16 protein-coding genes are annotated in these 15,841 nt (G+C 39.0%); 14 read left to right on the top strand and 2 right to left on the bottom strand.

Annotation, left to right across the window (positions count from 1 at the left end; genetic code table 11):
• From fmt to spoVM, 9 genes are read left to right on the top strand one after another with little or no spacing between them, the layout of a single operon-like run.
• Positions 1-942: a methionyl-tRNA formyltransferase gene (gene fmt / locus LS41612_RS18100; RefSeq protein ID WP_024362086.1), complete on the top strand. Its 942-nt coding sequence runs from the start codon at positions 1-3 to the stop codon at positions 940-942.
• Positions 939-2,300, top strand: a complete 1,362-nt coding sequence (rsmB, locus tag LS41612_RS18095) for a 16S rRNA (cytosine(967)-C(5))-methyltransferase RsmB (RefSeq protein WP_024362085.1) — start codon at positions 939-941, stop codon at positions 2,298-2,300. The genes fmt and rsmB overlap by 4 nt, the downstream gene beginning before the upstream one ends.
• The gene (rlmN, locus tag LS41612_RS18090) at positions 2,300-3,442 is read left to right on the top strand and encodes a dual-specificity RNA methyltransferase RlmN (RefSeq protein WP_024362084.1); all 1,143 of its coding nucleotides are present in this window, start codon (positions 2,300-2,302) and stop codon (positions 3,440-3,442) included. The genes rsmB and rlmN overlap by 1 nt, the downstream gene beginning before the upstream one ends.
• A 6-nt stretch (positions 3,443-3,448) precedes the next feature.
• Complete coding sequence (locus LS41612_RS18085) at positions 3,449-4,198, top strand: Stp1/IreP family PP2C-type Ser/Thr phosphatase (protein WP_024362083.1); 750 nt, start codon at positions 3,449-3,451, stop codon at positions 4,196-4,198.
• Positions 4,199-4,200: 2 nt separating this feature from the next.
• Positions 4,201-6,171 carry a Stk1 family PASTA domain-containing Ser/Thr kinase gene (gene pknB / locus LS41612_RS18080; protein ID WP_024362082.1) on the top strand — a complete coding sequence of 657 codons (1,971 nt, stop codon included), beginning with the start codon at positions 4,201-4,203 and terminating at the stop codon, positions 6,169-6,171.
• An 11-nt stretch (positions 6,172-6,182) separates the two neighbouring features.
• Positions 6,183-7,067, top strand: coding sequence for a ribosome small subunit-dependent GTPase A (rsgA, locus tag LS41612_RS18075; protein ID WP_024362081.1), 885 nt, complete (start codon positions 6,183-6,185; stop codon positions 7,065-7,067).
• Positions 7,068-7,069: 2 nt separating this feature from the next.
• Positions 7,070-7,738: a ribulose-phosphate 3-epimerase gene (gene rpe / locus LS41612_RS18070; protein WP_024362080.1), complete on the top strand. Its 669-nt coding sequence runs from the start codon at positions 7,070-7,072 to the stop codon at positions 7,736-7,738.
• Positions 7,735-8,388, top strand: a complete 654-nt coding sequence (locus LS41612_RS18065; protein WP_024362079.1) for a thiamine diphosphokinase — start codon at positions 7,735-7,737, stop codon at positions 8,386-8,388. The genes rpe and LS41612_RS18065 overlap by 4 nt, the downstream gene beginning before the upstream one ends.
• An 18-nt stretch (positions 8,389-8,406) precedes the next feature.
• Complete coding sequence (gene spoVM, locus LS41612_RS23930; RefSeq protein ID WP_103977638.1) at positions 8,407-8,511, top strand: stage V sporulation protein SpoVM; 105 nt, start codon at positions 8,407-8,409, stop codon at positions 8,509-8,511.
• Positions 8,512-8,630: 119 nt separating this feature from the next.
• Here the strand turns inward: spoVM and rpmB are convergent, their stop codons facing one another.
• Positions 8,631-8,819 (bottom strand): 50S ribosomal protein L28, encoded by a 189-nt coding sequence (gene rpmB / locus LS41612_RS18055; protein ID WP_024362078.1) that lies wholly within the window; start codon positions 8,817-8,819, stop codon positions 8,631-8,633.
• A gap of 207 nt (positions 8,820-9,026) precedes the next feature.
• A complete protein-coding gene (locus LS41612_RS18050; RefSeq protein ID WP_024362077.1) occupies positions 9,027-9,767 on the bottom strand; it encodes an IclR family transcriptional regulator in 741 nt (246 codons plus the stop codon).
• Between the two features lie 212 nt (positions 9,768-9,979).
• On the opposite strand from LS41612_RS18050, the gene LS41612_RS18045 reads away from it, so the two are divergent.
• The 5 genes from LS41612_RS18045 to LS41612_RS18025 all read left to right on the top strand — a co-directional run bounded on the left by LS41612_RS18045 (position 9,980) and on the right by LS41612_RS18025 (position 15,836).
• Entirely contained in the window at positions 9,980-10,852 is an 873-nt protein-coding gene (locus LS41612_RS18045) for a dimethylarginine dimethylaminohydrolase family protein (RefSeq protein WP_024362076.1), read from the top strand.
• 17 nt (positions 10,853-10,869) lie between these two features.
• Positions 10,870-11,631, top strand: coding sequence for a dimethylarginine dimethylaminohydrolase family protein (locus tag LS41612_RS18040; protein ID WP_024362075.1), 762 nt, complete (start codon positions 10,870-10,872; stop codon positions 11,629-11,631).
• Between the two features lie 158 nt (positions 11,632-11,789).
• A complete protein-coding gene (locus LS41612_RS18035; RefSeq protein WP_051147723.1) occupies positions 11,790-13,160 on the top strand; it encodes an amino acid permease in 1,371 nt (456 codons plus the stop codon).
• A gap of 39 nt (positions 13,161-13,199) precedes the next feature.
• Positions 13,200-14,831, top strand: coding sequence for a M20/M25/M40 family metallo-hydrolase (locus tag LS41612_RS18030; RefSeq protein WP_024362073.1), 1,632 nt, complete (start codon positions 13,200-13,202; stop codon positions 14,829-14,831).
• Positions 14,832-15,473: 642 nt separating this feature from the next.
• Positions 15,474-15,836: an Asp23/Gls24 family envelope stress response protein gene (locus LS41612_RS18025; protein WP_024362072.1), complete on the top strand. Its 363-nt coding sequence runs from the start codon at positions 15,474-15,476 to the stop codon at positions 15,834-15,836.
• The last annotated feature ends 5 nt before the right edge of the window (positions 15,837-15,841 follow it).

The raw sequence follows: 15,841 nt of genomic DNA, 5'->3' as shown, positions 1-15,841 counted from the left end.
ATGACGTCAATTATTTTTATGGGGACACCTGATTTCTCAGCGCCAATTTTGCGTATGCTACACAATGAGGGCTATGATATCAAGGCTGTTGTGACGCAACCAGATCGACCAGTTGGGCGTAAGCGAGTGCTAACACCGCCACCTGTTAAAGCAGCAGCATTGGAATTAGGATTGCCTGTTATTCAACCAGAAAAGCTACGTGGCTCTGAGGAATTACAGCAAATACTGGATTTACAACCGGATATCGTTATTACAGCAGCTTTTGGGCAAATTTTACCGAAAGAATTGCTCGATGCACCGCCGCTTGGCTGCATTAATGTGCATGCCTCCCTTTTACCGAAATATCGAGGTGGAGCGCCAATTCACCAAGCTATTATCGATGGTGAAAAAGAAACAGGCGTTACGATTATGTATATGGCGGAGAAGTTAGATGCAGGCGATATCATATCTCAAAAGGCAATTGCTATTGAAGAGGATGACCATACAGGTGGTCTATTTAATAAACTAAGTGTTGTAGGGTGTGAGCTATTAAAAGAAACACTTCCTTCTATTATTAATAGAACAAATAGCCGGACAGTACAAGATGAAACACAAGTGACATTTGCCAGCAATATATCGCGGGAACAAGAGCGAATTGATTGGGCAAAGGATGCCACGACTCTCTACAATCAAGTGCGAGGATTACACCCTTGGCCAGTAGCCTATACAACATTTGAAGAAGGTAACTTTAAAATTTGGTGGGCACAAGTTGGACAAGCGAAACATAACGTGACACCTGGTACAGTGGTAGCAATTGCAAAGGATCATTTTGAAGTTGCGGCTGGCAATGGGACAGCGCTAGCATTATACGATATTCAACCAGCAGGAAAAAAACGAATGACGGCAGAGGATTATTTGCGAGGCACAGGTTCGAAATTACAGATCGGGGACCAATTTAAATGAGTAAAAAAAGCGTAGTAATTTGGGATGGCAATGTACGAGATGCCGCACTTTCTATCCTACTAGCAGTAGATAAAAACCAAGCGTATAGTAATTTACTTTTACACGAAACGATTAAACGCCATAAAATAGAAGCAAAGGATCGTGCACTTTTAACAGAAATTACGTATGGGACGCTTCAATATAAAATGACCCTTGACTACTATTTAGAGCCATTTATTCGTGGTAAACTAGATCATTGGGTGCGTTGGCTACTGCGTTTGTCGTTATATCAAATGCACTATTTAACACGTATACCACCGCATGCAGCCGTAAACGAAGCGGTAGAAATTGCAAAACGTCGTGGACACCAAGGTATTGCTTCGACAGTAAACGGTATTTTGCGTTCTATCTTGCGTCAAGGCGTAAGAGCAATAGAGGATATAACAGATCCTATCGAACGTCTTGCTATTGAAACCAGTCATCCACAATGGTTAGTTGAACGCTTTGTTCATAATTATGGTCTGGAAGTAGCGACAGCAATGCTTCACGAAAATAATGTTCCGCCGGTGCAAACGGTGCGCGTCAATAGAACCGTGGCAACACCAGAACAAGCGATTGCCAGTTTACAAGCGGAAGGCTTAACAGTACAGCAAAGTGACCTAATGCCAGAATGTCTTCATGTTACAAATGGGCAACCTGCTCGTACAAAAGCGTTTCAAGATGGTGTGATTACCATTCAAGATGAAAGCTCCATGATTCCTGCAAATGTGTTGAATCCTTCTCCAGGTATGCGCGTCTTAGATATGTGTGCAGCACCAGGTGGTAAAACGACGCATCTTGCGGAGAAAATGGGCAATAAAGGTTCTATTTTGGCAACGGATTTACACCCACATAAATTAGATTTAATCGACCATAATACAGAACGTCTAGGACTGGATATTGTAGAAACGGCTCCGATTGATGGACGCAAGGCTCCAAACTTTTTACAATTGGAATCGTTCGATGCGGTGTTAGTCGATGCACCATGTAGTGGCTTAGGGGTTATGCGTCGTAAGCCGGATATTAAATATACGAAGCGTGAAGAGGATTTAGAAAATCTTCAAAAAATTCAACTGGCGCTACTTGATGCGGCAACGAAAGTATTAAAACAAGATGGCAAGCTTGTCTATAGTACATGCACAGTCGATAAACAAGAAAACGAAGGCACTGTTGAGGCCTTTTTAACAGAGCATCCAGAAATGGAAGCTATACAACTAGAATCTTTACCAACAAAATTAGCGGAAAAGCAAGCAAATGGCATGCTTCAAGTCTTTCCACAAGACTTCGGCAGCGATGGTTTCTTCGTCGCGGCCTTTCGTAAAAAAGGAGAATCCAACTAATGGTGGATCAAGAGCAATTTAATGAACGTATTAATGATTTAGTCGAGGAAGCGGAAGATCAGCCTGTTCGACGAGCGAAAAAAGAAAAACCGAATTTAAAAGAATCCATTTATTCATTACAACCGCACCAATTAGAAGAATGGCTAAAAGAAAATGGGGAAAAAGCATTCCGCGCTGCACAAATTTTTGATTGGCTATACAATAAACGAGTAAAAACATTTGAAGAAATGTCTAATCTATCAAAAGCATTACGTGACAAGTTAGAGGCAAGTTTTGCTTTAACAACATTGTCAACGATTATTAAACAAGAATCAAAAGATGGTACGATTAAATTTTTATTCCAATTACAAGATGGCTATTCCATTGAAACAGTTTTAATGCGCCATGAATATGGCAACTCTGTTTGTGTCACAACGCAAGTGGGCTGTCGAATTGGTTGTACGTTCTGTGCATCTACGTTAGGTGGTTTAAAACGCCATTTACTAGCGGGGGAAATTGTAGAGCAAGTTGTCAAAGTACAGCAAGCTTTAGATGAAGTAAACGAACGCGTATCTCATATCGTTATTATGGGCATAGGCGAACCTTTCGATAATTACGATGCTATGATGAATTTCCTAAAAGTAATCAATCATGAAAAGGGCTTAAACATTGGAGCACGTCATATTACCGTTTCAACATCGGGCATTGTACCAAAGATTTATCAATTTGCTGATGAACAGCTTCAAATTAACTTTGCCGTATCCTTGCACGCACCGAACCAAGAGGCGCGTCAAAAACTAATGCCTATTGCACGTGCCTACAAATTAGATGAACTGATGGAAGCCGTTCGTTACTATACGAAAAAAACAGGACGTCGTGTTAGTTTTGAGTATGGTTTAATGTCTGGTGAAAATGATTCAGTTGAAGTGGCAGAAGAATTATCTGCTCTTATAAAAGGGATTAAATGCCATGTGAACTTAATTCCTGTAAACTACGTACCAGAACGTGATTATATTCGCACATCTCGTAGTAAAATTTTTGCTTTTGAGAAAACATTAAAGAAAAATGGTATTAACGTAACAATCCGTAGAGAGCAAGGTTCAGATATTGATGCGGCTTGCGGACAATTACGTGCGAAAGAGAGATCTGAAGAAACGAGGTGACCAGTGATGAAATACACAGTCGAAAGTGATATTGGTTTAAAACGAGCAATTAATGAAGATCGCGCTGCATTTTTTAAACGTCCAGATGGCCTCGCACTCGCACTTGTGGCCGATGGCATGGGTGGTCATAATGCTGGCGATGTAGCGAGTGATATGGCAATGAAACAGATGGAAACGGTATTTTTACAAGCAGAGGCACATCATTTTGCAACTATGACATCAAAAAAAGAATGGTTACGACAAGCAGTTAAGCTTTTAAATACAAATATATTCAACTATTCTTTATCACATGAAGACTGTAAAGGAATGGGGACGACGTTTATCGCCGTGTTAATTGAAGGGAATTATTGCTTCATTGCACATGTAGGTGATAGTCGCGTGTATTATTTCTTTGATGATGGCGCACAACAAATAACAAGAGATCACTCCTATGTTAATGTTCTGCTTGAAAATGGTGAAATTAGCGAAGAGGAAGCATTGACGCATCCGAAGAAAAATTTCATTTTAAAAGCTGTTGGAACAGAGGAAACTATTGAACCAGACTTTTATGAAGTAGAGCTAGCGCCAAAATCGTATTTACTCATTTGTTCTGACGGTTTAAGTAATAAACTATCAGTGTATGAAATGGCATCTATCATAACCTATCCAGATGTAATTGAAGAAAAAGGGCGAAAGCTTGTGGAACTAGCAAATGCAAGCGGGGGGGAAGACAATATCTCCCTCGTGTTACTCACAAGGCAAGATGAGGAGGTGTAAGTATGCTTGTAGGAAAACGAATTAGTGACCGCTATAAAATTATAGAACTCATTGGTGGCGGAGGCATGTCCAATGTATACTTGGCGCATGATATGATATTAAATAGGGACGTAGCGATAAAAATATTACGCTATGATTTTACCAATGAGGATGAATTACATCGACGTTTTCAACGTGAGGCACTTTCAGTTACAAGCCTTACACATCCGAATATTGTTAGTATTTATGATGTAGGTGATGATGGAGACTTACATTATATCGTCATGGAATATGTTCAAGGAAAGACGTTAAAGCAGTACATACAGGAATTTGCACCGATTTCTCCTGCTCGAAGTGTGCATATTATGAAGCAATTAACGTCAGCGATTGCCAATGCCCATGAAAATCATATTATTCACCGTGACATTAAACCGCAAAATATTTTAATGGATGCGGAAGGAAATGTGAAAATAACGGATTTTGGAATAGCTATGACGCTAAGTGCCACATCTTTCACCCAAACAAACTCTGTGTTGGGCACTGTCCATTATTTATCACCAGAGCAAGCACGTGGTGGAACGGCAACAAATAAATCAGATATTTATGCGCTTGGAATTGTCTTGTATGAATTACTTACTGGCGAATTGCCGTTTTCTGGTGAGTCCGCTGTTTCAATTGCCCTTAAACATTTGCAATCAGAGACACCATCTGTTCGAGCATTTGATGGTACCATTCCACAAAGTCTTGAAAATGTCGTTTTAAAGGCCACTGCAAAAGATGCATCCCATCGCTATGCTACGGTAGAAGAAATGCAAGAGGACTTGGAAACAGTATTATCATCAGCTCGTATCAATGAACCAAAATTTACAATTCCTATTGATAATGATGCGACAAGAGCCATCCCAATCATTAAAGAACAGTTTATCCGAAAAGATGAAGATTTGACTAAAACAAGAGCAATGGAACCTATCGCACAAAAGAAGGTAGAAGCGAAAAAGCCTGTTGAAAAAGTAGAGCCGGTCAAACAAAAGAAAAAGTGGCCAAAGTATGTGGCAGGGTTATTCATCGTCGTGATTGCGATGTTCCTTTTCTTTTTATTTGCAACAGATTTATTTAGTCCGAAAAAAATTGCCGTACCTGATGTGACCAATTTAACGGTAGAAGATGCGACAAAGAAATTACAAGAAGCTGGCTTTGTTGTTGCCGAACAAAAAGAAGAGCGAAATTCTGAAGATATTGAGAAGGGCAAAGTCATTGAAACCGATCCAGAAAAAGATGCGAAGCGTGTTAAAGGAACTGAAATCGAATTAATAGTTAGTCTTGGTGTCGAAACAGTTAAAATTGATGACTATACTGGACAACAAATTAGTCAAGTTGAGGCTTTGTTAAAGGATAAGTTAATCATCCAAAAAAATTATGTACATTCCAAACTGCCTGAAGGGCAAATTATTGAGCAAGATCCGCAAGAAGGAGCAGAAATAATCGCTAAAGATGCAACGATTACTTTTACGATTAGCCAAGGTGTAAAAATGATAACAGTTGATAGTGTAGCGAATTATACGAAAGCTCAAATGGATGATTACGTAAAAAGAGTAGGGCTGAAATGGCGCACTGTTCGCGAAGAGTATAATGATACTGTTCCAGCAGGTAGTGTAATTTCGCAAACGCCAAAACCAGGTACCAGCTTAATGGAAGGCGATACAATTGCAGTTGTTTTAAGTAAAGGACCTGCAGAAAAACCAGTGAAAACATTTATTAAAAATGTTTTAATTCCATATGAGCCGACTGAAGAAGGCGCTGAACAAGTAATCCGCATTGAAATTCAAGATAAAAATCATACAATGGTGAAAGCTTTTGATGAATTCACCATTACTAGTGACCAACAATACAAAATACAACTTGTCATTGTAGAAGGCGAAGAAGCGGCTTATAAAATTATCCGTGATTCAGAAATTATTGAGTCGGATAGTTTTAATTACGATGATGTTAAATAAGGGGGAATTGGATGGCGCATGGCCAAATCCGTAAAGCGTTAAGTGGTTATTATTATGTTTACGATGGGAAGGAACTTATACAGTGCCGAGGACGTGGCGTCTTTCGCAATCGGGGAGAATCGCCACTCGTCGGTGATCTTGTAGAGTATACACTTGAAACGGAAGGCTCGGATGGTACGATTCAAAAAATTATTGATCGTCAAAATGAACTAGTTCGTCCGCCAATCGCCAATATCGATCAAGGCATTTTAGTGTTTTCAGTAAAAGAGCCGAACTTCAATACGATTTTACTGGATCGTTTTCTAGTCGTTTTAGAGTCATTTCATGTCCACCCCATTATTTGTCTGACGAAGATGGACTTATTACAAGACGATGAGCGTGAGGAATTACAGGGCTATATCGCAGATTATGAAAACATAGGGTATACGGTGCTTCAAACTTATAAAGGCGAAGAAGAGTTAGTAGAACGTCTTCAGCCGATTTTAAAAGGAAAGACATCGGTGCTTGCGGGACAATCTGGTGTTGGGAAATCGACGCTTCTCAATACGTTAATACCTGATTTAAATTTAAAAACAGGCATTATTTCACAGAGCTTAGGGCGAGGAAAGCATACGACCCGCCATGTTGAGCTGATAGAAGTATGTGATGGTTTATTGGCGGATACGCCTGGGTTTAGTTCGTTTGATTTTGATGAAATTGAAAAAGAAGAGCTAGGGGCATGCTTCCCAGAGATAACGCGAATTGCTGAGGATTGTAAATTTCGAGGCTGTTTGCATTTAAAAGAACCAAAATGTGCGGTTAAAGTTGCAGTCGAAGCTGGCGAAATACGCGAGTACCGTTACAAACATTATGAACAATTTATGCAAGAAATTATGGATCGAAAGCCGAGGTATTAATCATGATACAAATAGCACCATCAATTTTAGCAGCAAACTTTGCTAAACTAGGAGAAGAAGTAAAAGACGTAGAACGAGCAGGTGCAAAGCTTATTCATATCGACGTAATGGACGGTCATTTTGTACCGAATATTTCATTTGGGTCCATTGTGTTGGATGCGATTCGTCCTTTAACTGATTTACCATTAGATGTTCATTTAATGATTGAAAATCCAGATCAATATATTGAACAATTTGCCAAAGCAGGAGCAGACTATATTACGGTACATGTAGAGGCTTGCCGCCATTTACATCGTACAATTCAATTAATTCGTTCTTACGGTGTTAAGCCAGGTGTCGTTTTAAATCCACATACACCGATTGAAACGATTCAGCACGTTTTACAAGATATTGATATGGTGTTATTCATGACAGTGAATCCTGGATTTGGTGGTCAAAAATTCATTCATTCTGTTGTACCTAAAATTGAAGCATTATCCACAATTATTAAAGAGCGTAATTTAGACGTTGCGATTGAAATTGATGGTGGTATTAATGCCGAAACAATTGTTCCATGTGCAAAAGCAGGTGCCACTATTTTTGTAGCAGGTTCAGCGATTTATAGTAAAGAAGATCGTACAGCGGCACTTCAAGAGATTTTAGCTGCTGGTGAGGCAGCGATTAAAGGATGACTACTGTTGTCGTTTGTGCAGGCGGTCCGAAAGAGGAGCTATGTTCCTTTGATGCGTATAGTAGACAACATGATATTCTATTTATTGGTGCGGACCGAGGTGCACTGTATTTAATTGAGCAAGGTATTACACCGCATGCTATTGTTGGCGACTTTGACTCGTTATCACAAGAGGAATATCAATATGTTATGAAACATGCGGATGATGCCCAACGCTTCCGTGAAGAAAAAAATGAAACCGATACGGATTTAGCGCTGTTAAAAGCGATAACCTTCGCTCCTAGCGAAATTGTGTTAACAGGGGTTACAGGTGGGCGCTTAGATCATTATGAGGCAGCTGTGCGTTCCATTTATCGATTACAGCTTGAACATCCTGATCTTGTGTTGAAAATTATCAACCATGCGAACATGATACAGTTTTTGGTGCCAGGCACGCACACAATTCAAGCGGATGAGCGTTATCGCTATTTGTCTTTTTTTGCCCATGAGCAACCAATACAGGGCGTTACTTTAAGGCATGTAAAATACGAAACAACGAACGAAGAAATTTCGTTAGGTTCAACTCGATTTACAAGTAATGAAATAATAGGCACTTCAGGGTCTATATCCTTCACGCAAGGCATATGTTTAATGATAAGAAGCATAGATTAGCGTAAGGGGGAGAGAGTCCTGAAAGTATATACGTTCCAACTGCCGAAATTTGTTAGTAGCATTACGCGTACGTGTATTAATCTATTTAAAAAAGATAAGAAAGAAGCTAAAAAATCCGACTGATGCCAGTCGGATTTTTCCTGTTTAATAGCTATATAAAGGCGGTTGGTAGTGTGCCTTGAAAAATGAAAGAAAAAAATCGATTTACGCTTTATGCGAAATCGATTTTTTAGAAGCGGCTATTAAACGCGCTCGATTTTACCTGATTTTAAAGCACGAGCAGAAACCCATACACGTTTTGGTTTACCGTTAACTAGGATACGAACTTTTTGAAGGTTAGCGCCCCAAGTACGTTTGTTAGCGTTCATAGCGTGGGAACGGTTGTTACCAGTACGAGCTTTACGTCCAGTGATTACACATTGTTTTGGCATGTTGTATTCCCTCCTTACAGTTGATGCTGAAAGATTATTATTTCAGTTCGGTATTTCACATACCATAATAATTTAACATACCAAGTCGTTCAGTGCAATAGTTTTCACATAACCTTTCAAGAAAAAAACCTTTACAGGCAAAAACAGCTATGAAAAAACACTGAACAATGGGTGCTCAATTCATTGCACAGTGAATTTTTTAATAGATTATTTCCCACGATAGCCAAGTTTTGTAGAGACGCGTTTTCCTGTTTCTACAAGACGTTGTGTAAGGAAGTTGATATGTTCTTCGCTGACGTTAAAGCTAACAAAACCGATACTGACCGCACCGATAATTTCTCCAAATCCATTAAAAACAGCTACAGCGACTGAGGAGGTACCTGCCGTTCGCTCCCCGTGGCTAATAGCAAAGCCCTGTAATCGAATTTGTTCTAACTGCGCTTCTAAGTCCGCCATTTCATCAATAGGAACGAGTTGCTGCATAATTTCCTTTGCTTCTACGGTCGGTAAAGAGGCTAACAACGCTTTATTGGCTGCCCCAATATGCATTGGAATGCGAATACCTAGTTGATCATAAATACGAATCGGGTTGGCTGCACTATCAATACGTTCGATAATAATTGTATCTAGCCCCGCAGGTTTGCTTAAATAAACACTTTCCTCAACTTCTCTTGCGAGTCTTTCTAATTCTGGTCTAATTTTGCTAATATAGTCCATCGTATCATACACTTGCAAACCTAACTCCATCCATATTGTGCCGAGACGATAATGCTTCGTTTGCGTGTCTTGTTCAATCATTCCTTGTGCAATCATCGCTTTTAAAATTCTATGTAATGTACTCAATGGTAAATCGCATTTGGTGGAAAGCTCTGAAATAGACAAACTGCCTTCGGATGCTTCTGAAGCTAACACTTTCGCAATTGTCATTGCTCGTTCTAATAATTGCATAATTGTCCCACCTCCTCTAATCTTATTTTATTTTTATTCTTCCTGTTCGTCTAGTTCCTTCGTTGTCGCCCATAGTTAGTTTTCTCTTTGAAAAAGATAATATTAAAATTTTTCTAAATATATTGACAGTATATCATAAAACGCCTATATTTTTTATATAAACTTTCCTCTTAACGGAAACGTTTTCCACTAAACGGAAAAGGGGTGAAGGTATGCATTATTGTTCATCCATGTATGCACCTTTAAAACACGTAATTATTAAACATCCAAAAGACGCTTTTAAAAGCCAAGAGCATCTTGCGGATGAATGGAAAACTTTCAACTATTTATCAGAACCTAACTATCAGGAGGCTCTTACAGAATATGCTGAGTTTATAGCCGTTCTAGAGAAGTATGTTGAACAAATTGATTATTTACCAGCGTCAAATGAAGTAGGATTAGATTCGCTTTATGCGCATGATCCTGTAAAATTCACACCACATGGTGCAATTATTTTGAAATCTGGTAAAAAGTTAAGACAACCTGAGGCAGTTGTTTATAAGGAATTTTTACAAGACAAAGGGATTGCAATAATCGGTGAATTGTCGGGTGATGCTGTTTCAGATGGAGGGGATCTGGTTTGGCTTGATGACCGTACGCTTGCAGTTGGTCGAGGATATCGCACGAACGATGAAGCAATTCGTCAAATTAAGGAAATGACAGCAACTATGGTCGATGAATTTATCGTTGTGCAACTCCCTCATGATTTAGGGGAAGCAGAGTGCTTACATCTAATGTCCTTTATTAGTATGGTAGACAAGGATTTGGCTGTTGTACATTCGCGTTTAATGCCAGTATTTTTCCGTCAGCTTCTGATTGAAAGAGGAATTCAATTAGTGGAAGTACCAAAAGCTGAGTATGATACTTTAGGCTGTAACGTGTTAGCGTTAGCGCCGAGAGTATGTGTTATTCCTGAAGGTAATCCTTCCACTAAACAGCAGTTATTAGATGCGGGTGCAACGGTATATGAATATAAAGGTAACGAAATTACGGTAAAAGGCACAGGTGGACCTACATGTCTAACTTGCCCAGTAGTCAGAGGATAAAAAGGGAGATGGATGATATGTTTAAAAATGTGATTGTAAAAACACCAGGCAATAGTTTTGTTAACGGCTTAACAACAAGTAATCTAGGAAAACCTATTTTAGAAAAGTTATTTGAACAGCACGAACGCTATGTAGAAGCATTAAAAAAATGTGGTGTAGAGGTTACTCAACTTGAGGCAGATGAAGCTTTCCCAGATGCAACTTTTGTAGAAGATACGGCGGTACTAACTTCTGAATTTGCTATTATCACAAATCCAGGAGCGGCAGCACGCAATCGTGAAATTGAAGCAATTGAACCAGCAGTTAAAAATTTCTATGACAAGCTATATTATATTGAAGCACCTGGAACACTGGATGGTGGTGATGTTTTGCAAGCTGAAAAGAAATTTTATGTAGGTATTTCAGATCGTACAAATGAAGAAGGCGCACGACAATTTAAAGAAATCGTTGAAAGGGAAGGCTATGAAGCGACGATTATTCCATTACAAAATTTCTTCCATTTAAAAACGGGCATCGCGTACGTTGGACAAAATCGTATGGTTGTAGCTGGAGAGTTTATCGATCATCCAGCATTTGAATCTTATGAGAAAATTGTTATTCCACAACAAGATGAATACTCTGCAAACTGCATTCAAGTAAACGATACTATCATTATTCCAGCCGGTTATCCTGATACTAATCGCAAACTAAATGACTTAGGCTATCAAACGATTGAACTTGAAATGTCTGAATTTAGAAAGCATGATGGCGGATTGAGCTGTTTATCACTACGATTTTAAGTCAATAAAAAACATGCCCAATCAATTTGTAGGGGAAAATTGATTGGGTGTTTTAGTACTTTAAATATCTGAATATTTAATAATTTGATAAAATACGGAAATGGGGAAACACGTTGAGCAAAGGGGAGCAACAGCATAATAATGTATTGAAGCGTTCTATGAAGAGTCGACATTTATTGATGTTATCACTTGGTGGTGTGATTGGCACAGGTTTATTTTTAAATGTAGGTTTTACAATTAATCAAGCTGGCCCTGGTGGAGCACTAATTGGTTATTTATTTGGTGGTTTAATTTTATATATGGTGATGAACTGTCTGGGTGAATTGGCAGTGTATATGCCTGTCACAGGTTCTTTCCAAACATATGCAACACGATTTATCAGTCCGTCAGCAGGCTTTTCGTTAGGTTGGATGTACTTTGTTGGATCTGCTGCCACCGCGGGGGTGGAGTTTACAGCAGCGGGCATATTAATGCAGCATTGGTTCCCAAATGTGCCGATTTGGATATGGTGTGCTGTCTTTATGGTGCTTTTGTTTACATTAAATGCTTTAACAACAAAAGGTTTCGCAGAAGCAGAGTTCTGGTTTGCAAGTATTAAGGTAGTGGCTGTAATTGCCTTTATAATAATTGGTGTAGCTGCTATTTTTGGCTTGATTCCTTTGGCTGATCGGCCGACTCCACATTTAACGAATTTAGCACCGACAGGATTATTCCCTGCAGGCATTACGATTATTTTTGTCACGATGATGAATGTTATTTTCTCGTATCAAGGTTCCGAGCTAGTAGGAATTGCTGCTGGTGAAACAGAAAACCCAGAAAAAAACATTCCAAGAGCAATACGTACAATCTTGTTCAGAATTATCGTATTTTATATTGCTTCTATAATAGTACTGTCTGCCATTTTTCCATCATCTGAACTTGGGCTACTTGAAAGTCCTTTTGTTACATTGATGAAAATTGCGGGTGTTCCATATGCGGCGGGCATTATGAATTTCGTTATTTTGACAGCGATATTGTCTGTAGGGAACTCATGCTTATATGCTTCCACACGATTACTATGGTCGATGTCAAAAGAAGGCATGGCTCCAAAGTACTTTGGTCGATTAACAAAAAATAAAGTGCCATTAAATGCGCTTATTTTTACGATGCTATTTTCACTGCTATCGTTATTAACAAGTGTGATGGAAGCTGACGCAGTATTTGTGTTGCTTATGTCTATTGCGGGAATTTCGGTGACTATTTCTTGGATGGGTATTGCCATGTCTCAATTAATGTTCCGATACCGTTATGTAAAAGGGGGAGGCAATGTGGCAGATTTGAAATTTAAAACACTATTGTACCCATTAATTCCAATATTTTGTATTGTTTTTTGTGTCATTATATTAGTGTTTTTAGCGTTTGATTCGACTCAAAGAATAGGGTTGTTATATGGCATAGGGTTCTTTGTAGCGTGTATGCTATTTTATAAAGTGAAATTGAGTAAAGTGAGTACAATCACTTCTGACAAAGAAAAGTCACTGAATGCTTAATGGATATTTCATTTTTAGTGGATAAAGGAGATTTTAAATATGAACAATTATTTATGGAATACACCAGACAAACTGCGAGCATTATTATGTGAAATTGTAAGCTGGGAAAGCAGAACATTAACAGCAGGTGAAAATGAATTCGCCTTTAAATTAAGAGAGCTGTTGCAAACGCTTTCTTATTTTCAAGATAATCCTAACTTAATAGAACTGCATGATGCGGGACTCGGTCGCCATGCGGTTACAGCATTGTACAAGCATCCAACGGCTACTGAAACAGTAGTCCTAATTAGTCATTTCGATACGGTTCATACAGAGGAATATGGAGAGTTTGAGCCATTTGCTTGTCGGCCAGAAGAGTTGACGAGTATGCTAATGGAACCTAAATATAAAAAAGATTTGCCAGAGGCGGCTAGAATTGATTTAGAGTCGGGTAATTATTTATTTGGTCGTGGCACAATGGATATGAAAATGGGACTCGCTTTACACTTGCAATTGATTGAAAAAGCGAGTATTGAACAATGGCCAATTAATCTAATTTTAACAGCGGTACCGGATGAGGAAGTCAATTCTGCTGGTATGCGTGCAGCCGTAGTTGAGTTAGTAAGGTTGCGTGAACAATACGGTTTAACCTATAAGTTATATTTAAATAGTGAACCTTCGTTTTCACAAGGGCCTTATGATATAAATGAATATATATATTCAGGGACAATCGGTAAGATTATGCCGGCTGCTTTATTTTATGGAAAAGAGACGCATGTAGGTGAGCCGTTAAAAGGTATGACAGCCAACTATATTGCATCCTTTATGACACAGCATATGGAGTGGAATCCAGTTTTCCGCGAAACAGATCTCGGTGAAAGTACACCATTGCCAGTATCCTTACAATTAAAGGATTTAAAAATGGAGTATTCTACACAGACGCCATATCGTGCAGCCGCACTTTATAATGTATTTTTGTTAAAGCGGACGGCAACAGAGGTTATGGAAATTTTTGAACAAGTTGCATTGGAGGCAATGGCTGCTTGTAATATGCAATATAAGCAAATTTGTGAACGCGAACAAGTACAAGGTGTTGGGAAAGTAAATGTACTTCGCTATGAGGCAGTTTTAGAGCATGCTATTCAAAAACTTGGCGCAGAGGAAGTAAAGCATATTAAAAACCAAGTGCTAGAAAATACAGCGTGGGATGATCGGGAGAAGTCGATTCGTATTGTAGATCAATTGATGATTCGATGTCAGGAGCTAACACCAGCAACGGTGCTGTTATACGCACCTCCTTATTACCCAGCTATTAATTCTTCACAGCATCCGCTCGTCAAGCAATCAATCGAATTAATGAAGAAAACAGCCAAAACATTTGCTATTGAAGTCGAGCAAATACACTATTTCAATGGCATTTGTGATTTAAGTTATGTCAATTATTCAGATGATTCCAATGGCTGGGCTGCATTTGAGCGCAACACACCTGTTTATGGTGATACGTATAGTATTCCATTTGAAGCCATGTCTGCCTTAAAGGGCCCAGTGTTAAATGTGGGGCCATTCGGCAAAGATGCACATCAAAAGACAGAGCGTTTACATGTAGATAGTGCATTTAAAGAAATGCCTGTGATGATTGAAACACTTATAAAAAGCTTATATGCAGCAGAGAGTGAAATACCCGCGGAGTAAAGAGAGATACCCGCGAAAAGAAAGCGAATACCCGCGGAGTAGTGAAATACCCGCGAAAAGAAAGCGAATACCCGCGGAGTAGAGTGAAATACCCGCGAAAAGAAAGTGAATATCCGCGGAGTAGTGAAATACCCACGAAAAGAAAGTGAATACCCGCGGAGTAAAGAGAGATACCCGCGAAAAGAAAGTGAATACCCGCGGAGTAAAGAGAGATACCCGCGAAAAGAAAGCGAATACCCGCGGGGTAGTGAAATACCCGCGAAAAGAAAGTGAATATCCGCGGAGTAGTGAAATACCCGTGAAAAGAAAGTGAATACCCGCGAAACAACTGAAACACCAGTAGTAAAGAGAGCATCTTAGGTGTTAGCAGAATCCCACAAAAAAGCTGATGTATTTAAACATCAGCTTTTTTGTCTACCAATACATAGATATTTAATGACAATGTTTCGACCGTAACATTTAAGGAAATGCTGTTTAATAGGTCGTTCAGAACAGAGAACCATAAATGTTGCAAGCTAATTGGGTAGGGATGGAACGCTAAAAACGTTGACACAAAGCGCTTTCAAGGCAACTTAGGTTGCTTAATGTATACCCGAAGTGGTACAATATAATTTAGTCAAAAAGAGCCAAGGGGGCATTTCTATGTCAATTGAATTAAATAATGAATTCGGCCAAATTGATATTTCAACAGATGTACTTGCACAAATTGCTGGTGGCGCTGCTATAGAATGCTACGGTATTGTTGGCATGGCATCTAAACATCAAATTCGTGATGGTCTAACTGATATTTTACGTAAAGAGAACTTTGCAAAAGGTGTTGTAATTCGACAACAAGAAGAAGATTTACATATTGATATGTATATTATTGTTAGTTACGGGACTAAAATTTCGGAAGTTGCTTATCAAGTACAGTCGAAAGTGAAATATACAGTGGATAAAACATTAGGTATGAGCGTTAAATCTGTCAATATCTTTGTGCAGGGCGTTCGTGTAGCGAATGAGTAAGAGGA

The organism is Lysinibacillus sphaericus, assembly GCF_002982115.1.
GTDB classification, from domain to species: domain Bacteria; phylum Bacillota; class Bacilli; order Bacillales_A; family Planococcaceae; genus Lysinibacillus; species Lysinibacillus sphaericus.
Note: the sequence above shows the minus strand (reverse complement) of the source record. Positions and strands in the feature narration are given on the sequence as shown.